This is a genomic window from Kribbella sancticallisti (assembly GCF_039530625.1).
Classification (GTDB): Bacteria; Actinomycetota; Actinomycetes; order Propionibacteriales; family Kribbellaceae; genus Kribbella; species Kribbella sancticallisti.
Window position 1 is genome coordinate 270,300 of the sequence record NZ_BAAAOS010000056.1, and the last position, 23,214, is coordinate 293,513.

A 23,214-nucleotide genomic window follows, 5' to 3' on the forward strand; every position below is an offset into this window, starting at 1 on the left:
GGTATCCCGATGAGGGAAGAGGTTCGCGAGTTCGTCCTCGCGCAGTTGCAGGACATGAACTACGACGTCGAGGGGGTCGACGACGAGACCACGCTCGGGCCGGCCGGGGTGGACCTGGAGTCGCTGGCGCTGGCCGACCTGTCGGTCCGGGTCGAGGACCGGTTCGGGGTGAAGTTCTCCGACGACGAGTCCGAGGAGCTGGCCCTGATGACGGTCGGCGAGTTCACCACCGCGGTGGCCGGCCGGGTAGCCCAAGGAGTCTGATGACCGCTGCTGTCACACCCTCCTCCTCACTCCCGCCGCCCGGGAGAGCCGAGATCGTGGACTGGCTGTCCGCGCTGGGTGATCGCCCCGCCGGTGAGGTCCGGGAACGGATCGACTCGATGGAGCTCGCCTGGCTCGTGCACCAGGTCGAGCAGCGGTACGCGGTCGAGCTCGACGACGACCAGCTGGACCGGATCCGGACCATCGACGCCGCCGTGGCCGTCATCGCGGAAGCGCTGAAGAGCCATGTCTGACGTCACGCGGGTCTCCATCACCGGACTGCAGGTTGTGAGCGCCCTCGGCCGTGGCGCCGAGGCGCAGCTGGCCGCGGCCTTGCCGGGCGCGGCGGCCTTCACCGAGGTGCAGCGGTTCGACACCGGCAACCGCCGGGTCCATCGCGCGGCCACGGCCGCCGACGTGGTGTCGCTGGAAGAGGAACTTCTGAACGCGATCACCGGCGCCTGCGCGGAGGCCGGCCTGACACCGGCCCAACGAGCCACGACCCCTTTGTTCCTTGCGGTTCACGGCCGCGCGGGCGTTCGCGGTCTGGTGTCGAGGGCTTCGCGGATCTACACCAGCGCCTGCGTCTCAGCCAGTACTGCGGTCGCCGACGCCGCCGCCCTGATCCGTCAGGGCTACGCGGAGCGGATCGTGGTGGCAGCCGGCTACCTGGTCGAGCCTGACCAGTTCGCGTTGTTCGACGCGGGCAGAGCGCTGGCCGACGACGGAGTGGTCCGTCCGTTCAGCGGGGACCGCAGGGGTCTTCTGCTCGGCGACGGCGTGGCCGCGGTCGTGCTCCAACGCGGAGAGGGTCTGGCCGAGATCGCCGGCTGGGGGCGTGCCGGCGATGCGTACCACCCGTGCCAGCCCGCTCCCGACGGCCACGGCCTGGCCGCGGCGATGGAAGCCGCACTGCGCAAGGCAGATCTCCCGCCCGAAGTAGTCGGCTACATCAACGCCAACGCCACCGGGACCAGCTTCAGCGATGCCTCCGAGGCGGCTGCCATCCGCACGGTCTTCGCCGGCCCGGTGCCCGTCAGTTCGACGAAGGCGGTGCACGGTCACGCGCTGGTGGCGTCCGGCCTGCTGGAACTGGTGATGACGGTGCAGGCGCTGCGTGAGGGCAAGCTCCCGGTCAACGCCGGGTTCACCACACCCGATCCGGACTGCGACCTGGAGCTGATCCTGGACGCGCCCCGGCCCGTCACAGCGCAGTACGGGCTGAGCTTGAACGCCGCGTTCGGCGGCGCCAACACGGCTCTGCTGGTGCGTGCTGGATGAACCAACTGCTCGGAATTCCCGAACCCCGTGTGGTCACTGTCAGTCACTGGCCGCAGTCGGGTGACGACGCGGCGGCAGGTCCTCCGTCACTCCCCGGTTTCGTGGCGTCATCGTTCAGCCCGCTGGTGGCGGTCGTCGCCGATCGTTGCCTGCGGCCCCTGTACGGCGAACCGCCCGTGGACCGGCGGATCGCGGTCGTGCTGGTCAGCCGGAGCGGGGACCGGGCCAGTGCGGAGCACGTGCGTCAAGCGGTTGCCGATGGCAAGCGGGTCGGGCCGCTCTACTTCTTCCAGTCGGTCCCGAACAGCGTGGCCGGCTACGTCGCGGCTCGGTGGGGACTGCGGGGTCCGGTCGTCTGCTTCAGTCCCACCACTGAGGCGAGACGGGTTGGGCTGGAGCAGGCCGCGCTGCTGATCGCGGACGGCGACGCGGACCAGGTCCTCGTCGTGCTGGTTGAGCAAGCGGCCGGCGGCGACACCGCCTCGGCCCTGTTGGTGAGTGGGGGAGATCGAACATGAGAAGTCTGAGGGCCCAACTGGCCGCAGACCCGTCCATCGGTGCCGGAAACGTACTGGCCTCCGTGATCGCGCACGGCGCCGACCTGACCGGTCCGGGGTTGACGTTCGACACGGCGGTCGACCACTTCCCGGCCGAACATCCCCTGACCTTGGGGGAGCTCGACGATCGGGTCCAGGCGCGCACGTCGTGGTTGCGCGACCGGGGCATCGGCCGGCGGGACGTGGTCGCGATCTGGGCCACCGAGGCCGCCGACATCGTGCTGAGCTACCTCGCGCTGACCCGCGTCGGGGCGATTCCCGCCCTGATGAACGGCAAGATGGCGCCGGCCATCGCGGACGAGTACATCCGCCGGCTGCGCGTTACCGGAGTACTGGCTGATGCCGCGCACCGTCCGCTGCTGCAGGAGGCGCCGATTCTCGGCGAGCCGAAGGAGTTGGGCAGCGGCGATCCCGCCAAGGCTCCCGAGCACTACCGGCATCACCAGGACGACCCGGTCGTCATCACCCACACATCGGGTACGACTGGCGTGCCGAAGGCGGTCCTGCATTCGCACACCACCCTGTACGCCGCGCTGAAGCACCTGCTCACGATGCCGCAGGCGCAGGGCACCAACAGGATTCTCAACGCGCTGCCGATCCCGCACACCGCGACGATCCTGATGGTCAACCAGGTGCTCGGCAACCGCGCCGAGATGCTGCTGCTGTCGAGCCAGGACGCACCGACCGTGCTCCGGAAGATCGAGAGCTGGAAACCGCACGGTGTCTACGGCTTCGCGGTCACGTGGGCGGGCCTGGCGCGCGAGGATCTGAGCAAGCACGACCTGGACTCCGTCCGGATGTGGTTCAACACCGGCGACTGCGCCCACGAGCCGCACATCCGCAAGCTGGTCTCGGTCGGCACTCGCGAAACCGTCACCAAACAAGGCCGTACTACGGTCCGCGGCTCGCACTTCATCGACGGGCTCGGGTCGAGCGAGATGGGGCACAACGGGTTCCACGTCACCCACACGATCGACAGCGAACACTACGGCCGCTGCATCGGCAAGCCGTACCAGTTCGCCGAGGCGACCGTGCTCGACTCGAACGGTTCGGAACTGCCGCCCGGCAAGGTCGGCCTGCTCGGCTTCAAGTCGCCGAGCGTCTCGCCCGGCTACTGGAACGACTCCGTCAACACCTACAAGTTCCGCCTCAACGGGTGGTTCCTGACTGGTGATCTGGTCTACCGAGACGAGACCGGCCACTACTTCCATCTCGACCGAGTCCCCGACGCCGTCGCCGGCTTCGACGGCCCGCAGCTCTACACGTCGATGTCGGAGGAACGCATCCTCGCCGCCCTGCCCGAGGTCCTCGACTGCACAGTGATCATCGTCCAGGACGACGGCCGCTTCGTCACCGACATTCTCCTGGAGCTCTCGTCGACCGCTGACCCGGCGGCCGACCGCGACGCTCGGGTCCGCGAGGCGGTGGGCGAGGAAGTCGCCGCCACGATCCGCCGGATGAGCGTGGTCGGCCAAGACGACGTCCCGGTGACGGTGACCGGCAAGGTCCGAAAGGTCGCGCTCCGCGCGGAGCGCGCGAGCGGTGGCGAAGCATCCAGCGGGGCTCTCGTGTCCGCTACGCAGTCAACCGGTGGAGCCGGCGGCGGGGAATCGATCGAAGCGAGGGCCGGTCGATGAGTGCGGCAACTATTACTGGGATGGGGTTGCTCACGCCCGTGGGGCGTGGGGTGGAGGACGTGTTCGACGCCTTGCTGCACGGCAGGTCTGGGATCTCCAGGCCGCCGGAGGGGCACCCGGTGGCGGGATCGGTGGAGTTGGGTGGGTTCTTGCCGCCCATCGACGCCGGCACGATCGCCGGCGGTCCGGACGGGAAGGTAATGGATCGCACGGTGATCCTCGCGCAGTTGACCGCCGAGGACGCGCTGGCCGACGCCGGACTGGTGATCGGCGAGAACGTCGACCCCGACCGGATCGGCGTGATCATCGGAGGTGTCGGCGGGATGGCGACGCTCGAGCAGCAGGTGCTGTCCAGGGCCGAGCGAGGGCGGGCAGCCGTCAGCCCCTACCTGCTGACCGGAATCCTGCCCAACATGCCCGCCGCCCGGATCGCAATCCGATTCGGCTTACGCGGCTACAGCTCCTCCGTCGGTACTGCGTGCGCATCCGGCGCGCAGGCGATCGCGGACGCCGTACGGCTGATCCGGACCGGTGAGCTGGACGTAGTGATCTGCGGCGCCAGCGAGGCCCCGCTGTTCCCGACGTTCGCCGAGACCTTCGCGAACGCGCGGGCGCTGGCCCGGAGCTGGGACGACCCGACCGAGGCGAGCAGGCCGTTCGACCTGCGCCGCAACGGGTTCGTGCTGTCGGAGGGCGCCGCACTCCTCGTCCTGGAGAGCGCCGAGCACGCCAGCGCCCGAGGCGCCCGCGGGTACGCCGACGTCGCGGGATACGGCGTGAACGCGGACGCGCACCACCCGACCGCGCCACGTCCGGACGGTACGGGCGCCGCCGCCTGCATGCGGCAGGCCTTTGCCAGCGGCAACGTGTCGCCGGCGCAGGTCGGCTACGTCAACGCGCACGGCACGAGCACCAAGCTCGGCGACGTCGCGGAGTCGGTAGCGATCGGCCTTGCCTTCCAAGGAGCCGTCGCACCGGCCGTCAGCTCCACCAAAGCCCTGACCGGGCACATGCTCGGCACGTCCGGCGTGGTGGAGGCCGCCGCGACCGCGCTGGCGGTGGCCAAGGGCCTGCTGCCGCCGACGTACAACCTCGACGATCCGGACCCGGCCTGCCCGTTGGACCACGTCCGGAAGGTGCCTCGCGAGGTGCGCCTCGAATACGCGCTGTCGAACTCGTTCGGGTTCGGTGGCCAGAACGTCAGCCTGCTGTTCGGACCGCCAAGCACCAGCGCGAGGCGGGGGGAAGACTCGGTGAAAGGACTGTGATGGAGATCTACGGGATCGACCACGTGGAGCTGTACGTGGGCGACGCAAAGCAGGCGGCGTTCTACCTGGGACACGCCTTCGGCCTTCAGGTGCACGGCCAAGGGGGGCCCGAGACGGGGCTGGCCGACCAGCGGTCGCTGCTGTTGCGGGAGAGCGCAGTACAGATCGTGCTGACCTCCGGGCTGGCCGCTGACCACCCCGCCGCCGAGTATGTCCAGCGGCACGGTGACGGCGTCGCCGTGGTGGGTCTGGAAGTGGACAACGCGGCCGTCGCCTACACCGAGTTGCTCGGTCGCGGCGCGGTGTCGGTCGCGGAACCGGCGACCTACACCGACGAGCAGGAGACCACCGTGGTGGTCGCGGAGGTGGCCGGCTTCGGCGACGTCGTCCACCGGCTGGTCGAGCGGCACGGACCGCGGCGGGAGTTCCTGCCGGGCGCGTTCCAGATCACCGAGCCCGCGGGTGGCCCGGACGAGAAACTGTTCAGCGAGATCGACCACCTGGCGATCTGCGTGCCCTCGGGCCGGCTGAAGCCGACGGTCGAGTTCTACGAGAACGTCTTCGGGTTCCTGCCGATCTTCGACGAGTACATCGAGGTGGCCGGGCAGGGGATGGAGTCGACGGTGGTGCAGAGTCCGTCGAAGCACGTCACCTTCACGCTGATCGAGCCGGACCCGAACCGCCGGCCGGGCCAGATCAACGACTTCCTCACCTGGCACGCGGGCGCCGGAGTACAGCACATCGCCTTGCGCACCAGCGACATCGTCGAGGCGGTCAGCACGCTGGCCGGCCGCGGCGTCAACTTCCTCGCCTCGCCGTCGGCGTACTACCAGGCGCTGCCCGAGCGGGTCGGTGAGGTGGAGACACCGATCGAGGAGCTGGAGGAGCTCGGCATCCTGGTCGACCGGGACCACTGGGGTCAGTTGCTGCAGATCTTCACCGAGTCGATGCATGTCCGGCGGACGCTGTTCCTGGAGATCATCGAGCGGCGCGGCGCGATGACGTTCGGCAGCGGCAACATCAAGGCGCTCTACGAGGCCAAGGAGCGCGAGCTGCAGGGAGTCGAGGTATGACGCTCGAGTTCAAGTTGTCCGAAGAAGAGATCGAGTTGCTGCCGTCCGACCAGGACGTCGCCTTCTACGCCGAGCACGGCTGGTACCTGTCGAAGAAGCTGCTCACCGACGACGAGACCGACGAACTGGTCAACGCCAGCGAGCGGTACTACGCCGGCGAGCGGGACCGGAACCTCCCGGCAAGGCCGCCCAAGCTCGCCTACTGGGATCCGTCGAAGGGCGACGTGCAGCGGCACAACGACTACGTGCACTACGAGCACGACGGGCTGGCCAAGATCCTGCGCAAGCCGTTGATCGGCGCGGTCGCGGCCCGGCTCGCGCAGGTCGACGAGATCCGGATTTTCCAGTCCACCTTGATCTACAAGCCGCCGATCAAGGGCGAACCGTCGAACATCGTGCCCTGGCACTTCGACAAGCACTACTGGTCGTCCTCGTCGTCGGACCGGATGCTGACCGCGTTCATCCCGTTCCACGACTGCCCGCCCGAGATGGGCACGATCACCATGGTCGACGGCAGTCACCGGTGGCAGGAGATCGGGTCGGACGACACCGTGGTCCGGCACTTCGCCGAGCGGGACAGGTCGCAGCTCGACCAGATGCTCGTCGAGAACGCCGAGTTCAACGGCGTCGAGGTGGTCAAGCTGCCGATCACGATCCCGCGCGGCCACATGAACTTCCACCACTGCCGGACGTACCACGGCAGCGGTGCCAACGTCAGCGACCGCCCGCGCCGGGCGATCTCGCTGCACCTGCAGGACGGGGGCAACTCCTACCGGCAGTTCCCCCTGTCCGACGGAACGCTGGCGGCGTACAACCACGACGCCGTGGTCCGCCGGACCCCGGACGGCCTGCCCGACTACGCCGACCCGGACTTCTGCCCCACCCTCTGGGCCGACCGCTAACCAAGGAGAACAACGTCATGTCACGTTACGACTGGGGTCAGACCCACCCGGGCATCGAGCAGTTGGAGAAGGCCGTCGGCGACGCCCGCGACAAGGTCGTCCAGCACCCGCTGTACGCGAACCTGGACACGCATGAGTCGTTGGTCACCTTCATGGAGCACCACGTCTTCGCCGTCTGGGACTTCATGTCGCTGCTGAAGTCGCTACAGTGCGAGCTCACCTGCGTCACCGTGCCGTGGATCCCGACCGCGCACACCAGCAGCCGCCGGCTCATCAACGACATCGTGATGGTCGAGGAGAGCGACGAACTGGGCGAGGGCTTCATCAGCCACTTCGAGCTGTACGTGAACGGCATGACGGAGGCCGGCGCGGACACCACCGCGATCGAGAAGCTGGTCGACCTGCTCCGCGGCGGCGGCACCGTGGTCGAGTCGCTGAAGGAAGCCGGCGTACCGCAGGCCTCCATCGACTTCGCCGGCACCACCTGGGACATCATCGAGAACCAGCCGGTGCACTGCCAGGCGGCCGCCTTCGCCTTCGGGCGCGAGGACCTGATCCCGGACATGTTCACCCAGGTGGTCGCGGTGAACGAGCGGTCCAACAAGCTCAACACCTTCGTCGACTACCTCGAGCGCCACATCGAGGTGGACGGCGAGCAGCACACCCCGATGGCGATGCAGATGGTCACCGACCTGTGCGGCGACGACACCGCCAAGTGGGACGCGTGCGCCGACACCATCAACACCGCCCTGGCGGCCCGGGCCCGGCTCTGGGACTCCATCCTCGCCGCCGTGAAGGGCTGAGGCCACCACCATGAAGACCGTCGATCTCTACCGGACCGTGCGGCTGATCCGCCGCTTCGAGGAGCGTGCGATCGAGTTCGTCCGGTCCGGCGAGATCGTCGGCGGCATCCACCCGTACGTCGGCCAGGAGGCCGTGGCCGCCGGAGTCTGTGCCGCGCTGCGGACCGACGACCTGATCACCAGTACGCACCGGGGCCACGGTCACGTACTGGCCAAGGGGGTGAACCCGGCCCGGATGTTCGCCGAACTGATGGGCCGGGAGTACGGACTGAACAAGGGCCGCGGTGGCTCGATGCACGCGGCCGACTTCAGCCTGGGCATCCTGGGCGCCAACGCCATCGTCGGAGCGGCCGGGTCGATCGCCACCGGCGCGGCCTGGGCGCACCGCCGGCTCGGCCGGTCGACCGTCGCGGTCAGCTTCTTCGGTGACGGCGCGGTCAACGAGGGGATGTTGCTGGAGGCCTTCAACCTGGCCGCGCTGTGGCGGGTACCGGTGTTGTTCGTCTGCGAGAACAACGGCTACGCCACCACGATGCCGGTGGACTCGGCGGTCGCGGGCAGCATCACCGGCCGGGCCAGGGCGTTCGGCATCCCGGCCTTCACCATCGACGGGCAGGATCCGGAGAAGGTGCTTGCGGCAACCACTGCCGCGGTGGAGCGGGCCCGGGCCGGCAAGGGACCGACCTTCCTGGAGTGCCTGACCTACCGGTTCGACGCGCACCACACCTTCGAGCACCGGACCCGGCTCACCTATCGCTCGACCGAGGAGCTCGCCACTGGGCGGTCGCGGGACCCAGTGGAGATCCAGGGCGCACGGCTGGCTGCCGACGATCGGGCAGCCGTCGATGCCGAGGTCGAGGCCCTGCTCGACGCGGCGGCCGGGATCGCGCTGGGCAGCGCCCATCCCGACCCGGCCGCCGCTCTCGAGTACCTGTACGCGTCGGAGGTGGCGCGCTGATGCCGAAACTGTCGTACCTGAAGGCGTTGAACCGGGCGCTCGGCGACGAACTGGAGGCCGACGGCCGGGTGTTCGTGCTCGGCGAGGACATCCGGGTGGCCGCCTCGAACTTGACCGCTGGGCTGTTCTCCCGGTTCGGCCCGGACCGGGTGCTGGACACGCCGTTGTCCGAGCAGGCGTTCACCAACTTCGCCACCGGCGCGGCGCTGGCCGGACTCCGGCCGGTGATCGAGTTCCAGATCCCGTCGCTGCTGTTCCTGGTCTTCGAGCAGATCGCGAACCAGGCGCACAAGTTCGCGCTGATGTCCGGCGGCCAGTGCAAGGTGCCGGTCACGTACGTCGTACCGGGGTCGGGGTCGCGGACCGGGTGGGCGGGGCAGCACTCGGACCACCCGTACAGCCTGTTCGCCCACGTCGGGGTGAAGACGGTGGTGCCGGCGACGCCGGCGGACGCGTACGGACTGCTGCTGTCGGCGATCCGGGACGACGATCCGGTCGTGGTGTTCGCGCCGGCCGGGGCGCTCGGGTTCCGGGAAGATGTCGACTTCGCGACATTGCGGCCGGTGCCCTTGGGTGTCGGCCGAATTGCCCGGGCCGGTTCCGACGTCACGGTCGTTGCTCTGGGCCACCTTGTGCAGGACGCGCTGGCGGTGGCCGACGAGCTGGCGGCGGAGGCTTCGGTCGAGGTGTTCGATCCGCGCACGGTCTACCCGTTCGACGTGGCCGGGCTGGCCGCCTCGGTCGCCAGAACCAGGCGACTGGTGGTGATCGACGACTCGAACCGGACCAGCGGGTTCGGGGCCGAAGTACTGGCGGTGGCGGCTGAGCGGTTCGACCTGGCGGCGCCGCCGCGGCGGGTCACCCGACCTGATGGGGCGGTGCTGCCGTTCGCGCTGGCGCTGGATCGCGCGGTACAGCCCGGGCGGGATCAGCTGGTCGCGGCGATTCGCGGAGTACTGGAGGGGGAGCGGAAGTGACGCAACGACCATCTGCCGCGGAGCTGTGGCCGGTACTGCCGGCCGAGGTGCGCGATCGACTGCTTGCCTATGGCCACAAGTACTGGCAGCAGGTCTACGACGACGTGGCCTTGCAGAACCAGAACTGGATCCCGCTGCGCTCGCCGGTCGGCACGCACGCCGGCTACGACGAGCTGAACCGCGTCACTCGGCGGGTGTCGCAACTCGTACTGGACGCGTGTCGTCGCCGGGCCCGGACCGCGGGCGAGCTGCGCAGGATCCTCGGGGTGCCGGACGACCGGATCCAGTTGCTCGACGACAGCGAGCCGTTGACCGGCCGGCTGATCAACGCGATCCGCTCGGACCTGCTGCTCGAACGCGGGGTGCCGCGGATGGTGGAGTGCAACGTCGAGAGCGCGCTGGGCGGAGTACTGGACGCCGACGGGGTGATCAAGCGGTGGATGGAGGTCTACCGCGACGAGCCGATGCTCACCGCGATGGGCGCGGCCGCGCCGCCGTCCGCGATCGATGCCCGCTTCGACGCGATCCGGGCGGACGTCGGGCCCGGCAAGGTGACCGCGATGCTGTTCACCGCCGGTGGCGGCTATCCCGGCGCGGACCGGCCGAACTACCTGATCAACCGGCTCAAGCCGTTCGCCGACCGGGGCCGCGAGCTGGGCGTCGACCTGATCGTCTATCCGGTCGAGTGGATCGAGCAGGACGCCGATGGCCGGTTGAAGGCGGGGGAGAGCACCCTCGACGCCGTCTGGCGGATGTTCGTCCCGCCGTTCGTCAACGACAGCCCCGGGATGCGGGCGGTCCGGGAGGCCAACCAGGCGGGCACGTTCCGGATGTACCTGCCGACGGCGGTCTGGTTGCTGAGCAACAAGACGATTTTCGCGTGGCTCTGGGACGACCTGGATCTGTTGCCGGCCGAGGATGCCGAGATCGTCCGGGCGCACATCCCGCGGACCTGGGTCTACGGGCCAGAGCTGCGGCAGCGGGCGATCGAGGAGCGGGAGCGGCTGGTCTTCAAGCCGACCGACGACTACGGCGGCCACGGTGTCTTCATCGGCCCGCTCACCCCGGCGGCGGATTGGGCCGCGGCGATCGACGGGGCGGAGGGCCCGCACATCCTCCAGGAACTGATCGAGGCCGATCCACTGACCATGCAGTTCCTGAAGCCGGAGACCGGTGAGGTGGTCGAGGCCGACGTCTCGTACTGCGTCTCCACCTATCTGTTCGACCGGATCCCAGCCGGTGTCTTCACCCGCTTCTCACCGCCGGGAGCCGGTGGCGTGGTGAACCTGACCCAAGGCGCGCTGACCGGCGGCCTGCTGCTCGTGAACGTGGGGGAGAACTGAGATGGACCTGGACTTCGACTGGCGAGGGACTTCCTTCGACCACTGGAACGAGTTGCCGCAGGCAACCAAGGACGAGGTGCTGGCGGCCGGGGCGGAGGACTGGAAGAAGGTCTTCGACGGTGTGCTGACCTTCAACAAGTCCTGGCGCCCGCTGCGGCCGGTGATGATCCACCGCGGCACGTACGACGAGTTGGCGGCGGTGATGGACCGGCTGCTGCGACTGCTCCTGGAGACGGCGCTGCGGCGGGCCTCGACGGCCGGTGAACTGCGCAAGCTGCTCGGTACTCCGGACGGCCTGATCGAGTACCTCGACGACGACGAGGTGCTCGGCGAGCACCTGATCCAGTCGGGCCGGCCGGACATCCTGATCAGCGACGGCGTGCCGAAGTTCGTCGAGTTCAACATCGGCAGCGAGGCCGGCTGCGTCTGGGACACCGAACGGGTCTCCACCCGCTTCCTGACCAGCCTTCGCGATCACGGCCTCGAGACCCTGGCTGCCGGCCCGGATCGACAGGTGACCGTCCAGGCGCCACCGTCCCCGGTCGAGGGCCGGTACCACGCCATCATCGACACCCTCGGCCTCCAGCCGGGCGACCGCCTCACGACCGTACTGCGCACCGAGGGCGACTACCCCGGCAGCGACAACGTCGCGGCGATCATCCGCTCGCTGGACCCGTACGTCGAACGCGGCGCCGCCCTCGGCATCGACGGCGACGTGGCGCCGGTGCACTGGCTCGAAGCCGACGAGGACGGTGGTCTGCGCAACCAGGGCCGCCCGGTGGACGCGGTCTTCCGGTTGTTCGTCTGCACCGACATGCCGCAGAACCCCGGCCAGGCAGCGCTGAAGGCCGCCGTCGAGTCTGGCAGGTCCAAGCTCTTCACCTCGTCGGCCAGTTGGCTGCTCGCGAACAAGATCGTGCTGACCTGGCTCTGGAACTCCTGGCCCCCGATGACCAGGCGCTGGTCCGTCGGCACGTCCCCTGGAGCCGGCTCGTCACGGTCGACCTGGTCGACCACGCGATCGAGCACCAGGCCGGGCTCGTACTGAAACCCGCTGACGAGTACGGCGGCGCTGGGGTGCTGGTCGGCCACGAGTGCGAGCCGGGTGCGTGGCGCGAAGGGCTCGAGGAGGCGTTCCGCCGCGGTACCTACCTGCTGCAGGACTACGTCCGGCCGGACCGGCTGACGATGGACTTCATCCACATCGAGACCGGCGACCACCTGCAGGCCGAGGTGCCGTACTCCGTCGGTCCGTACACGTTCGGACGCCAGTCGTACGGGTGCTTCCTCCGTGTTGGCTGCCACGAGCAGGGCGAGGTGCTGAACCTCAAGCGGGCCATCCACGTGACCGGTCCGCTGCTGGTGTCCGACTGAGATGACCGACTACGACTGGGCCGGTGACGCCGGCTGGCGGACGGTCTTCGACGAGATGAGCTCAGGCGGTGTACTCGAGGGCTCGGGGACCGGTCGGGGGTGTGTGGATCGCGATGCGGGTGAGGCCTGCCGCGGCGGCCAGTTCGTCGTACTGGGCCAGCGTGCGCTCCCGGCCGTGACCGAGGACGAGCATGATCAGGTCCATCGTGGTGAAGCCGGGCAGGTGGGTGTCGGCCGCCTCGGCCACCAGGACGGAACCGCCCGGACGCAGCGCCCGCCGGCAGCGGGTCAGGGCGTCGACGGCCTGGTCGTCCTCGAACGAGTGCACCAGCATCCGGAGCAGGATGGCGTCCGCCTCCGGCAGGTCGAGCTCGAAGATGTTGCCGGCCAGGACGTCGCAGCGGTCGGCGAGGCCCTCGCCGGCGAACCGGCGCGTTGCCACCTCGACACTGCCGGGCAGGTCGACCAGGGTGCCGCGGGCCGTCGGGGTGGCGGCCAGGATCGCCGCCAGTTGCACGCCGGTGCCGCCGCCGAGGTCGACGATGTGGCCGAACCGGCTCCAGTCGATCGCCCGGACCAGCAGCGGCGCCTCGTTCCGGGTGTTCGCCTCCATCAACTGGTCGTACGACGCCGCCGCGGCCTCGTCGAGGCTGACCTTGTTGGCGGCCTGGACGGGTCCACCGCGCCGGACGATGCCGAGCAGGTCCAGGTGGGCCCGGTCCATGGTGGCGCCGTAGCCGTCCTGGTCCAGCCAGCGGCGGGCCGCGCTCGGATCGTCGTCGAGCAGCCAGCGAGCGGTCTCGCCGAGCTCGAAGCGCTCGCCGTCCGCCGCCACGAAGACGCCTCGAGAGGCCAGGTAGCGCAGTACCCGGCCGAGCGCGTCGGCGTCGCAACCGGTCACCGCGGCCAACTCCTTCAGCTCCCGGGGGCCGTCGGCCAGGTGGTCGGCGATCCGCAGCGTGGCCGCGGTCCGCAGCGCCATCGGGGTGACCAGGTCGGTCATCGCCCAGAACTCCATCAGCTCCAGCGGCTTCGTCATCAGCAGGCTCCGATCAAGGAATTGGTCCTGGCAGTCACCGGTGTTCCTTGACGGCTTTCACCGGACCACCGGACAGTTATTCGGGTGACTCGCCGAAATCGCCCGCTCGCAATTCGTTCCCGACGAATTGACTGCGTCCCGACGAGAGTATTCATTTGCCTTTTTCCGGTAATTGACCGACGGCATTCAAGTACATTGCCAGCCGGCGCACGGTTTCGGCGGTGGCGATTGCGTCGCTGCGGGCGTTCCCGTGCCGTCCGTCGCTGCTGTAGAGGCCGGGATCGGTCGACAGCGGGTGCGTGGTCAGGTGCACGTGGATCGTGCCGTGCAGCTCGGCCAGCGCCCGGGTCCGCTCCGACAGCAGCCGCATCCGCTGCCTCAAGCCGGGCCGGAGCCACTCCTGGATCGCCGGGCTGGCCGACACGTCGAACATGCCCAGCGTCATCACCTCGGCGCCCGCCGCCTGGAGCGCGGTGATCATCGCGATGAGCTCCCGGTCGACCCGGTCGGCGTCGTACCGCGCGCTGAAGGCGTCGTTGCCGCCGCCGATCACCAGCGCCAGATCCGGGCGGAACGCGAGCGCGGGGGCGAGTTGGGTGGCGTGGATCTCGTGCGCCCGGAGGCCGCTGACCCCGAGGTTCAGGTACTCCAGCCCGGGCGCCTCGGACCTGAGTTCGGCGGCGAGCCGGTCGGCCCACTGCAGGTCGCTGTAGCCGTCGAGCGGCTCGCACAGGCCCTCGGCCACGCTGTCGCCGAGCACCACGAGGCGCCGCCAGGGGTGCCCGGCCAGCGACTTCGCGCCCTCGCCGGGCCGCAGGCAGTAGGGGTCGTCGTCTTCGGTCATGGGGCCTCCCGGCCTGGACTGAGGAGTGGAGGCGGCGCGCAATTCAACTCGGTCACGCTGCTTCCTCCGTCTTGGGGCGACCCGTCGCGCCGTACTGCGGGATGGACAGGGGACGGCGGTACATCTGGATCACGGGGATCAGGGTGGCGACGAGGAAGAGCCCGCCGGCCAGCAGCAGCGCCGGGCGCAGGCCGACCAGCGCCACGCTCCAGCCGCCGAGCAGGCTGCCGACCGGGATGCCGGCGAAGGTGATCGCGCCGATCGCCCCGAACACCCGGGTCTGCAGCGCCGGCGGCACCCGCTCGTACAGGGTGACGCCGATGACCGGGTTCAGCGAGGCGTTGGCGATGCCGCAGAGGAAGCTGACCGAGACGACCAGCCAGACCTGGTCGGACAACCCCATCGTCAGCAGCCGGGGAGCCCCGCCGATCAGGGCGCCGATGACGAACGCGCGGTACGGCGGGATCCGGTCCGCGTACACGGTGAAGATCAGGTTTCCGAGCAGCGCGCCGCCCGCGAAGCCGCCGAACAGCAGGCCCAGCACCACGGGCGAGCCGGTCACCTCGTCGACCCACAGCGGGGTGAAGACGGCACCGCTGGCCTGGCTGAAGACGTTGATCGCGAACGTCATCATCATCATGCCGATCAGCACGTGGTCACGGCGCAGGAAGGCGAACCCCCCGCGCAGCGCCGTCCAGTAGGGCTCCGGCTGGCGGACGACTGGGGCCGGTTCCTCCGGTGGGAGGCGGACCAGGGCGGCGACGAGGGCGGCGCAGACGGCGAACGAGGCGGCGTCGGCCCAGAGGGCGCCGTTGGTTCCCAGGGCGGCGATCAGCAGGCCGCCGAGCGGGGCGCCGACGAGCGTGGCGGCCCGGCTCAGGCCTTCGTAGAGCGAGGTGATCCGGAGCATCTGGACGCCGCACTGCTCGGCCAGCGGGCGCAGCATCACGTGCTTCACCCGGTCGCCGATCCCACGCAGCGCACCCCCGATGGCCACCAGCACGGCCAACTGGACGAACGAGGACCCCGGGCTCATGATCACCGCGACCATCGCCACCGCGCTGCCGGCGTCGGTGACGATCGACGTACGGCGCAGGCCGAACCGGTCCGCCAGGGGCGCGGCGAGCACCCCGGTGATGGCGTACGGGAGCATCTCGGCGGCGGCGATCAGGCCCATCTTGGCCGCGCTGCCGGTGCTCATCAGCACCAGCCAGGGGATCGCCACGGCGGACACCCGGGTGCCGAGCGCGGAGAGGATGTCGGCCGTGAACAGCGTGACGAGCGCGACCCGCGGCGTCGGTCTCATGTCAGTTCGCCAGGCCCGCTGCCGGCCGCGTACCGGGCCCGCAGGGCGACCTTGTCGACCTTGTGGGCGGAGGTCAGCGGCAGGTCGTCGAGGAACTCGATCCCGCGCGGTGTCCACATTTCGTTGAACTCGCCGCGGACCAGGTGCTGCAGCTCGCGCGCGGTCACCACGGCGCCGTCGTACGGGACGACGTAGGCGTGCGGGACCTCGCCGAACGCCTCGTCCGGTACGCCGATGACGGCGGCCGCGCGGACGCCCGGATGGGCCTGCAGCAGGTCCTCGATCGGGCGGCAGTAGACGTTCCAGTTGCTCGCGCCGGTGACGATCGTGTCCTGCACGCGGTCCACGACGTACAGGTAGCCGTCGGTGTCGAGGTAGCCCAGGTCGCCGGTGCGGACCCAGCCGTCGACGATCGCCCGGTCGGTCAGGTCCGGGCGTCCCCAGTACCCGGCGAAGCGGAGCCTGCTGGTCGCGTAGATCTCACCCGTGTCGCCCGGGTTCAGGCGGCTGCCGTCGGCGTCGCGGATCTCCACCCGCACATCGCCGTACGGCGTACCGGAGGAGCGCAGGCGCTCGGGATGGTCCGGGTCCTCGGTCAGCCCGGGCTGGGCCGTCACCACGATGACCTCGCTGAGGCCGTACACGATCCGCAGTACCGGGCCGAACCGCTCGATCGCCTGGCGGAGCCGGGACGGCGCGGCCGGACCGGCGCCGACGTTGAGCATGAACAGGCTGCTCACGTCGGTCGTCGGCAGGTCCGGGTGGTCCAGCAGTTGGTAGAGCAGTGGCGGCGAGACGTACGTCGAGTTGATCCGCTCGCGCTGGATCGTCGCCAGCGCGCGACCCGCGTCCCACTGGTCCTCGAGGAACAGCACACCGCCCATGAACAGGTTGAAGAAGCTGGTGATCTGGCCGCTCGCGAACGCCATCGGCGAGTGCGACAGGTGCCGCAGTACGGGCAGGCCGGCGGCCAGGTAGTCGGCGGCCAGCGTCAGGATCTGCTCGTAGAACGCCTGCCGGTGGTGAACCAGTTTCGGCTCCCCGGTGGTCCCGCTCGTCTGCAGGCAGGTGGCCGGAGCCACGTCACCGATCTCCGGCTGGAACTCGGTGCCGCTCGGCGTCAGCAGGTTGCGGCCGAGACCCCCGTCCCCGAGGCAGTGAACCGGTACTCCGAGGCTCACGGCCAGGCGTTCCCCGAGCACGGCCTTGGTGGTCGCGTCGTAGACGAAGACATCCGCCTCCGACAGTCGCGCGAACGCCTCGATCTCCCGGCGGCCCGCGATCGGCGCGATCCACATCGTCCGGGCCCCGACCAGGTGCAGCGCCAACTGGAGCGCGGGCAACTCGATCGTGTTCCCGGCGAGCACCAGCACGCCGGTGCCCGGGCCGATGCCGCGGTCCTGCAGGGTCGCGGCCAGTTCGAGCACCTGGGTCCGTAGTCCGGCGAAGGTGACCCGGCGGTCACCGGCCACGATCGCCTCGGCGTCGCCGTACCCGGCGAACAAACGCAATGCGGCGACGACGTAGGAGCCGGACTGCTCCAAGTTTCTGCCCAGCGCGATATCGACCGACATGGTGCCCCACCCTTCCGATCCGGGGCGACTGTACTTCGAGAATTCCGCCGCGGCCAGCTTTCGGGAAATTCAAGCGGGTAATTCAAAGCTCCCGTTGACGGCTGCCGGAACGGCGAACTAGGTTTCCGTCACCGCCACTCGGGCCGGTATTTCTGATCCGGCCCGCGTCAACCCATTGGGGGGTTGTTCCATGCGCATTTCCAGTTCCGTCAGATCGGCCGCGCTCGCCGCCGCCGTCTCGCTCGCGGGCTCGGCCCTGGTCTTCACCGGCTCGCAGGCCCAGACCACGCAGCGGCACGGCGACCGGTCCGAATGGGTCGGCAGTTGGTCCACCGGGGTGACCCGGCCGGAGGCCACCGGCTTCACCGCCACCGGCCTCACCAACCAGAGCGCCCGCTACGTGGTCCGGCCGTCCGTGGGGGGCGACAAGGTCCGGATCCGGTTCTCCAACATCTACGGCGACCGGCCGGTCCAGATCGGCGCCGCGACCGTCGCGAAGGCCAACACCGCGACGCCGGTCCAGTCCGACCTCGACCCGGCCTCGAAGCGCACGCTGACCTTCAACGGCTCGGCGACCGCGGTGATGAACAAGGGGGCCGAACTGCTCAGCGACCCGGTCGACCTGAGGGTCGCCGATCTGAGCACGCTGGTGATCAGCGTCTTCTACCCGACCGCGACCGGCCCGACCAGTTGGCACGCGTCGTCCAACCAGGAGAACTTCTTCGGACCTGGAGACCTGACCGACGCCACCGACGGCACGCCGTACGTGACGACCCGGGCCTGCTGCTGGACCTTCCTGGCCGGCGTGGACGTGCAGACCGACCGGTCCGACGGCGCGATCGTCGTCCTCGGCGACTCCATCGCCGACGGCTCGCTGAGCACCCTGAACGGCAACAACCGCTGGCCGGACCAGCTGGCCGAGCGGCTGGTCGCCGACCGCCGGCGTGACACGCCCGCGGTGCTGAACGTCGGACTGGCCGGCAACCGGCTGCTGCGTGACGGTGCCGAGCCGATCCTCGGTGGTCCCGGCGTCGAGCAGCTCGGCCTGAACGCGCTGGCCCGGCTGAACGAGGACGTCTTCGGCCAGACCGACCCGCGGGTGGTGATCACCCACCTGGGCGTGAACGACCTCTGGATGAACGGTGCCACCGCCGACCAGCTGATCGCGGCGCTCCGGCAGATCAACAGCCAGTTGCACGAGCACGGGATCCGCAGCGTCGGCGCGACCATCACGCCGTACGGCGGCTTCGCGGCGCCCGGCGGCTGGACGCCGGAGAAGGAGGCGGCCCGGGTCGCGGTGAACACCTGGCTGCGCGGCCAGCACGAGTTCGACGGCGTGATCGACTTCGACCAGGCCGTCCGGGATCCTGCCGCGCCCGAGAAGCTGCGGGCGGAGTACGACGGCGGTGACCACATCCACTTCAACGACGCCGGCTACCAGGCGATGGCGAACGCGATCCCCTTGCAGCTCGTGCGGTGACAGACGGAGGCGGGCGACATGATGACGGCTGACGAGATCCTGGCCTTGCTGCAGACCGACGAAGGACGGCGGGAGCCTTACCCGTTGTACGAGAAGCTGCACGAGCTCGGGCCGGTCAACCTGACGCCCGCCGGCCCGGCGTACGCGGCGGTGGCGAACGGGTACGCGGAGGTCGACCAGATCCTCCGCGATCCGCGCTTCGTCAAGGGCGGCCCGGCGCCCGCCGCCGACGCCGACCCGATCACGACGGCGCTGGGCAACTCGATGATGTTCCGGACCGAGCCCGATCACGCCCGGATGCGGCGGGCGTTCCACACGGCGTTCACGCCGCGCCGGGTGGCCGAGCTGGAGCCTCGGATCGCGGCGCTGACCGACGAACTGCTGGACCGGCTGGCCGTCCTGGGGGAGGACGGGCCGGTCGATTTCCTCGCCGAGTTCGGTTATCTGCTGCCGGCCGGGGTGATGAGTGCCCTGCTGGGGATCCCGGCGACGGACCTGGACTGGTTCCGGAGCCGGGTCCAGCGGGTGGAGGACTACCTGGACTTCGGCGGCGGCGCACCGGAGAAAGTTGCCGCTGCCAACGAAGCCGCCGCCGAGATGTCGGCCTACTACCACCGGCTGATCGCCGACCGCCGCGTTGCCCCTGGCAACGATCTGATCAGCGGGCTGGTCCAGCTGATCGACTCCGGCGAGGAGCGGTTGACCGACGAGGAGCTGGTCGGCAATCTGCTGGTGCTGTTCAACGCCAGCTTCGTCACCACGATCAACCTGCTCGGCAACGCACTGCCGCCGCTGCTGGAGCGGCCCTCGGTGGTGAAGTCGCTCGCCGCGGACCCAGACGTGGCTGAAGCCTGCGTCGAAGAGGTACTCCGGTACGACGGGACCGTCCAGCTCCTGGTTCGGACGGCGTCGGAGGATCTGCCCGTCGGTGGTGTGGTGGTTCCGGCCGGTGGGCTCGTGCTCCTTCTCCTGGGAGCGGCGAACCGGGATCCTGCCCGGTTCCCCGCGCCTGACGTGTTCGACGTGGAGCGGCCCGACAAGCGGCACCTCACTTTCGGCGCAGGTCCTTACTTCTGCGTCGGCGCGGTGCTGGCGCGGGCCGAGGGCCGGCTTGCCCTGCCCCGGCTGTTCCAGCGGTTCCCCGATCTCGCGCTGGCGGGACCGCCCGTGCAAAGTGCCGGCCTGGCTCTGCGCGGTTTCGCCAGCATGCCCGTGACACTGACCTGAGAGGTGGGACATGCCCCTGGATCCGCAGGTTGTGGAGATGCGTGCGAAGCGCGCGGCCGACGACGTGCCGCAGCTCTACACGCAGACGTTGGCGGAGGCGCGCGCGGCCGACCTCGCGTCCGTCCAAGCCGCCGGCGGTGACGTCGAGCCCGTCCATCAGGTCGAGGATCTCGTCACGGAGGCCGGGCTGCCGCTCCGCGTCTACCGACCTGCCGGTGACGGTCCGCTGCCGACGTTGGTCTACTTCTTCGGCGGCGGGTGGACGCTCGGCAGCATCGACACCGCCGACGGCATCTGCCGCCAACTGGCCAACGCCGTACCGTGCCAGGTGATCACCGTCGGATACCGGCTCGCTCCGGAGCACCCCTTCCCCACCGCCGTTCACGACTGCCACGCGGCGACGCAGTGGATTGCCGCGCACGCGGATGATCTGCGGGCCGACCCGTCGCGCCTGGTCGTCGGTGGAGACAGCGCGGGCGGCAACCTCGCAGCCGCGACCACCTTGCTGGCCAGGGATTCCGGCCCGGCTCTGGCCGGTCAGTTGCTCGTCTATCCGAACACGCTGTACGGCTCGGACACCGCCTCGATGCGCGCCGGCGATGACCCGTTCCTCTTCAACCGCACGTCGGTCAGTTGGTACTGGAACCACTACCTCACCACTCCCGAGGACGGCGAGAATCCACTCGCCTCACCCCTCCTGGCCTCCTCTCACGCCGACCTGCCGCCCGCCCTGGTCATCACCGCCGAGTTCGACCCGCTTCGCGACGAGGGCGAGTTCTACGCCGAGAAGTTGCACGCGGCCGGAGTACCCACCGAGCTGAGCCGCTACGACGGCATGGTTCACGGCTTCTTCGCCATGTCGGGCGTCCTGGACGGCGGCCGCAGGGCGATTGCCGAGGCCGCGACCTGGCTCCGCCGGACCTTCCATGGCTGAAACCCTGAACGACTACGAGTCGCTCGCGGCCGCCGTACTGCCCGCGGAGACGTACGACTTCGTCGCCGGCGGCAGCGGGTCGGAAACCACCCTTCGCCGGAACCGGACCGCGTTGGACGCTGTCACCCTCGCTCCGCGAGTACTGGCCGGGGTAGCAGCCGCCGACACAGGTTGGAGAGTTCCCGCCGGTGTCGTCGGTGGGGCTTCCATGCCGGTTGTGGTCGCACCGATGGCCTATCAGCGTTTGCTGCATCCTGAGGGCGAACTGTTGCTGGCCCGGGCCGCCGCTGAGGCGGGCGTGCCTTATGCGATCAGCACTCTCAGCAGCTACCCGCTGGAGAAGATCGCCGGCATCGGAGGTCAGTGCTGGTTCCAGCTGTACTGGTTGCGGGATCGTGGCGTGGTGGAGTCGCTGGTCGGCCGAGCCGAGGAGGCCGGCTGTTCGGCGATCGTGGTCACGGTCGACGTGCCGGTGATGGGCCGCCGGCTGCGAGATGTGCGGAACTCGTTCGCGCTGCCGGACGACGTGGTGGCGGCCAACCTCGTGGACCCGGTGACGGAGGCTCACGTGGGGGTGCCGGGGTTGTCGGCCGTCGCCGCTCATACCGCGTCCGCCTTCGAGCCCGCAGTGTCCTGGCAGGATCTGGAGTGGTTGCGGACCAGGACAGGGCTTCCCTTGATCCTGAAGGGCATTCTCGATCCGCGGGACGCCACCCGAGCCGTCCAGTTAGGTGCCACCGGCATCGTCGTGTCGAATCATGGAGGTCGCCAGTTGGACGGGGCGATGAGCTCGGTGGACGCCCTCGCGGGAGTGGTCGATGCCGTGGACAACGATTGTCTGGTGCTGCTGGACAGCGGGATCCGCAGCGGCACCGACGTCCTGCGAGCACTCGCGCTCGGGGCGTCCGCAGTACTGGTCGGGCGGCCGTTGCTGTGGGCCTTGGCGGTCGACGCGTGTGGCGAAGCGCTGGAACTGCTGCGCGGGGAACTGGCCGACGCGATGATGCTCGCCGGGTGCGCCGATCTCGCCGCCGCCGGCTGGCTCACCACCGGGAGGGCCTGATGGCAGACCTGGACGTCGCCGACCTGCACGGCTCGCTCACCGACCGGGCGCTCACCTCGATGAACTTCCTCAACGAGGTGGCGAACCACTACCCCGACGCGATCTCGCTCGCCGCCGGCCGCCCATACGAGGAGTTCTACGCTCTCGACGACCTGCACTCCTACCTCGACACCTTCAGTCGCTACCTGCGCGAGGAACTCGGGTACGACGAAGCCGGCGTCCGGCGGGCGATCTTCCAGTACGGGCGGACCAAGGGCATCGTGCACCACCTGGTCGCACGCAACCTGGAGATCGACGAGGGCATCACGGTCGACCCCGAGGCGCTCGTGGTGACAGTGGGCTGCCAAGAGGCGATGCTCCTCGTACTGCGCGCGCTCCGCGCCGGGCCGTCCGACGTACTGCTCACCGTGTCGCCCGCGTACGTCGGGATCATCGGCGCCGCCCGACTGGTCGACCTCCCTGTGCTCGCTGTTGCCGGTGGCAACGATGGGGTGGATCTCGACGACCTGGTCGCTGTGGTGAAGAAGGCCCGGGCGGAAGGGCTGCGTCCGCGCGCCTGCTACGTGATGCCTGACTTCGCCAATCCCACCGGGCTCAGCCTGGACCTCGAGACCCGGCACCGCCTGCTCGAGATCGCCGCCCAGGAGGATCTGCTCCTGCTCGAAGACAATCCGTACGGGCTGTTCCCCGCCGAGGGGGTCGACCGGGTGCCGACGCTGAAGGCGCTGGACACCGAGCGACGGGTGGTCTACCTCGGCTCGTTCGCCAAGACGGCGCTGCCGGGGGCGCGGGTCGGGTACGTGGTGGCGGATCAGACCGTGGCGGCTCCGGACGGCACGATCGGGCTGCTCGCCGACGAACTGTCGAAGATCAAGAGCATGGTCACGGTGAACACCTCGGCCGTGGCGCAGGCCGTGATCGGCGGCAAGTTGCTGGCGAACGGCTGCAGCCTGGTCTCGGCGAACCACCGGGAACGCGCGATCTACGCGGCCAACCTGCGCGCCATCACCGACGGGCTCGCGGCCCGCTTCCCCGATGGGACGTTGACCTGGACGGTGCCCAGCGGCGGGTTCTTCGTGGTCGTCACCGTGCCGTTCGCCGTCGACGACGCGTTGCTGGAGAAGTCCGCCCAGGAGTACGGCGTGCTCTGGACCCCGATGGGCCACTTCTACGACGGGGACGGGCCGGTCCATTCGCTGCGGCTCTCCTGCAGTGCCGTCACCCTCGAGCAGATCGACGCCGGGCTGGACCGGTTGGCCGCGCTGATCGACGACCAGCTGTGAAACTGGTCCTCTCGACGGGGTCGCAAC

The 23,214-nt window shown here is 69.6% G+C and carries 23 protein-coding genes; 19 read left to right on the forward strand and 4 right to left on the reverse strand.

Annotation, left to right across the window (positions count from 1 at the left end; genetic code table 11):
* Window positions 1–9: 9 nt before the first annotated feature.
* Genes ABD255_RS36160 through ABD255_RS36225 form a run of 14 tightly spaced genes read left to right on the forward strand, consistent with a single transcriptional unit; the run spans window position 10 to window position 12,437 of the window.
* Complete coding sequence (locus tag ABD255_RS36160) at window positions 10–264, forward strand: acyl carrier protein (RefSeq protein ID WP_344221289.1); 255 nt, start codon at window positions 10–12, stop codon at window positions 262–264.
* Window positions 264–518 (forward strand): acyl carrier protein, encoded by a 255-nt coding sequence (locus tag ABD255_RS36165; RefSeq protein WP_344221290.1) that lies wholly within the window; start codon window positions 264–266, stop codon window positions 516–518. Before ABD255_RS36160 ends, ABD255_RS36165 begins: the two co-directional genes overlap by 1 nt.
* The gene (locus tag ABD255_RS36170; RefSeq protein ID WP_344221291.1) at window positions 511–1,545 is read left to right on the forward strand and encodes a beta-ketoacyl synthase N-terminal-like domain-containing protein; all 1,035 of its coding nucleotides are present in this window, start codon (window positions 511–513) and stop codon (window positions 1,543–1,545) included. Before ABD255_RS36165 ends, ABD255_RS36170 begins: the two co-directional genes overlap by 8 nt.
* Entirely contained in the window at window positions 1,542–2,063 is a 522-nt protein-coding gene (locus ABD255_RS36175) for a beta-ketoacyl synthase chain length factor (protein WP_344221292.1), read from the forward strand. Before ABD255_RS36170 ends, ABD255_RS36175 begins: the two co-directional genes overlap by 4 nt.
* Entirely contained in the window at window positions 2,060–3,739 is a 1,680-nt protein-coding gene (locus tag ABD255_RS36180; RefSeq protein WP_344221293.1) for a class I adenylate-forming enzyme family protein, read from the forward strand. The genes ABD255_RS36175 and ABD255_RS36180 overlap by 4 nt, the downstream gene beginning before the upstream one ends.
* Window positions 3,736–5,007 (forward strand): beta-ketoacyl-[acyl-carrier-protein] synthase family protein, encoded by a 1,272-nt coding sequence (locus ABD255_RS36185; protein WP_344221294.1) that lies wholly within the window; start codon window positions 3,736–3,738, stop codon window positions 5,005–5,007. The genes ABD255_RS36180 and ABD255_RS36185 overlap by 4 nt, the downstream gene beginning before the upstream one ends.
* The gene (hppD, locus tag ABD255_RS36190; RefSeq protein WP_344221295.1) at window positions 5,007–6,080 is read left to right on the forward strand and encodes a 4-hydroxyphenylpyruvate dioxygenase; all 1,074 of its coding nucleotides are present in this window, start codon (window positions 5,007–5,009) and stop codon (window positions 6,078–6,080) included. The genes ABD255_RS36185 and hppD overlap by 1 nt, the downstream gene beginning before the upstream one ends.
* Window positions 6,077–6,982 carry a phytanoyl-CoA dioxygenase family protein gene (locus ABD255_RS36195; RefSeq protein WP_344221296.1) on the forward strand — a complete coding sequence of 302 codons (906 nt, stop codon included), beginning with the start codon at window positions 6,077–6,079 and terminating at the stop codon, window positions 6,980–6,982. The genes hppD and ABD255_RS36195 overlap by 4 nt, the downstream gene beginning before the upstream one ends.
* A 17-nt stretch (window positions 6,983–6,999) precedes the next feature.
* Window positions 7,000–7,785, forward strand: coding sequence for a DUF3050 domain-containing protein (locus ABD255_RS36200; protein WP_344221297.1), 786 nt, complete (start codon window positions 7,000–7,002; stop codon window positions 7,783–7,785).
* A gap of 10 nt (window positions 7,786–7,795) precedes the next feature.
* Window positions 7,796–8,743, forward strand: coding sequence for a thiamine pyrophosphate-dependent dehydrogenase E1 component subunit alpha (locus ABD255_RS36205; protein ID WP_344221298.1), 948 nt, complete (start codon window positions 7,796–7,798; stop codon window positions 8,741–8,743).
* Window positions 8,743–9,720, forward strand: a complete 978-nt coding sequence (locus ABD255_RS36210) for an alpha-ketoacid dehydrogenase subunit beta (RefSeq protein WP_344221299.1) — start codon at window positions 8,743–8,745, stop codon at window positions 9,718–9,720. The genes ABD255_RS36205 and ABD255_RS36210 overlap by 1 nt, the downstream gene beginning before the upstream one ends.
* Window positions 9,717–11,063 carry a hypothetical protein gene (locus ABD255_RS36215; RefSeq protein ID WP_344221300.1) on the forward strand — a complete coding sequence of 449 codons (1,347 nt, stop codon included), beginning with the start codon at window positions 9,717–9,719 and terminating at the stop codon, window positions 11,061–11,063. The genes ABD255_RS36210 and ABD255_RS36215 overlap by 4 nt, the downstream gene beginning before the upstream one ends.
* Before the next feature lies 1 nt (window position 11,064).
* Window positions 11,065–12,111: a hypothetical protein gene (locus ABD255_RS36220; RefSeq protein ID WP_344221301.1), complete on the forward strand. Its 1,047-nt coding sequence runs from the start codon at window positions 11,065–11,067 to the stop codon at window positions 12,109–12,111.
* A 29-nt stretch (window positions 12,112–12,140) separates the two neighbouring features.
* On the forward strand, window positions 12,141–12,437 hold the full coding sequence (locus ABD255_RS36225; RefSeq protein ID WP_344221302.1) for a hypothetical protein: 297 nt from the start codon (window positions 12,141–12,143) through the stop codon (window positions 12,435–12,437).
* Window positions 12,438–12,498: 61 nt separating this feature from the next.
* Here ABD255_RS36225 and ABD255_RS36230 read toward each other — a convergent pair whose 3' ends face one another.
* From ABD255_RS36230 to ABD255_RS36245, 4 genes are all read right to left on the reverse strand, one after another.
* Entirely contained in the window at window positions 12,499–13,476 is a 978-nt protein-coding gene (locus tag ABD255_RS36230; protein WP_344221303.1) for a methyltransferase, read from the reverse strand.
* Between the two features lie 151 nt (window positions 13,477–13,627).
* Window positions 13,628–14,320 carry an SGNH/GDSL hydrolase family protein gene (locus ABD255_RS36235; RefSeq protein WP_344221304.1) on the reverse strand — a complete coding sequence of 231 codons (693 nt, stop codon included), beginning with the start codon at window positions 14,318–14,320 and terminating at the stop codon, window positions 13,628–13,630.
* Window positions 14,321–14,372: 52 nt separating this feature from the next.
* Window positions 14,373–15,626, reverse strand: a complete 1,254-nt coding sequence (locus ABD255_RS36240) for an MFS transporter (RefSeq protein WP_344221305.1) — start codon at window positions 15,624–15,626, stop codon at window positions 14,373–14,375.
* Window positions 15,623–17,200 carry a class I adenylate-forming enzyme family protein gene (locus ABD255_RS36245; RefSeq protein ID WP_344221306.1) on the reverse strand — a complete coding sequence of 526 codons (1,578 nt, stop codon included), beginning with the start codon at window positions 17,198–17,200 and terminating at the stop codon, window positions 15,623–15,625. Before ABD255_RS36245 ends, ABD255_RS36240 begins: the two co-directional genes overlap by 4 nt.
* Before the next feature lie 190 nt (window positions 17,201–17,390).
* Here ABD255_RS36245 and ABD255_RS36250 point away from each other — a divergent pair, with 190 nt between their 5' ends.
* Genes ABD255_RS36250 through ABD255_RS36270 form a run of 5 tightly spaced genes read left to right on the forward strand, consistent with a single transcriptional unit; the run spans window position 17,391 to window position 23,187 of the window.
* Window positions 17,391–18,680 (forward strand): SGNH/GDSL hydrolase family protein, encoded by a 1,290-nt coding sequence (locus ABD255_RS36250; protein ID WP_344221307.1) that lies wholly within the window; start codon window positions 17,391–17,393, stop codon window positions 18,678–18,680.
* Window positions 18,681–18,698: 18 nt separating this feature from the next.
* Window positions 18,699–19,907 carry a cytochrome P450 gene (locus ABD255_RS36255; protein ID WP_344221308.1) on the forward strand — a complete coding sequence of 403 codons (1,209 nt, stop codon included), beginning with the start codon at window positions 18,699–18,701 and terminating at the stop codon, window positions 19,905–19,907.
* Window positions 19,908–19,944: 37 nt separating this feature from the next.
* Complete coding sequence (locus ABD255_RS36260; RefSeq protein WP_344221309.1) at window positions 19,945–20,841, forward strand: alpha/beta hydrolase; 897 nt, start codon at window positions 19,945–19,947, stop codon at window positions 20,839–20,841.
* Complete coding sequence (locus ABD255_RS36265) at window positions 20,834–21,904, forward strand: alpha-hydroxy acid oxidase (RefSeq protein ID WP_344221310.1); 1,071 nt, start codon at window positions 20,834–20,836, stop codon at window positions 21,902–21,904. The genes ABD255_RS36260 and ABD255_RS36265 overlap by 8 nt, the downstream gene beginning before the upstream one ends.
* Window positions 21,904–23,187: an aminotransferase-like domain-containing protein gene (locus ABD255_RS36270; protein WP_344221311.1), complete on the forward strand. Its 1,284-nt coding sequence runs from the start codon at window positions 21,904–21,906 to the stop codon at window positions 23,185–23,187. Before ABD255_RS36265 ends, ABD255_RS36270 begins: the two co-directional genes overlap by 1 nt.
* The last annotated feature ends 27 nt before the right edge of the window (window positions 23,188–23,214 follow it).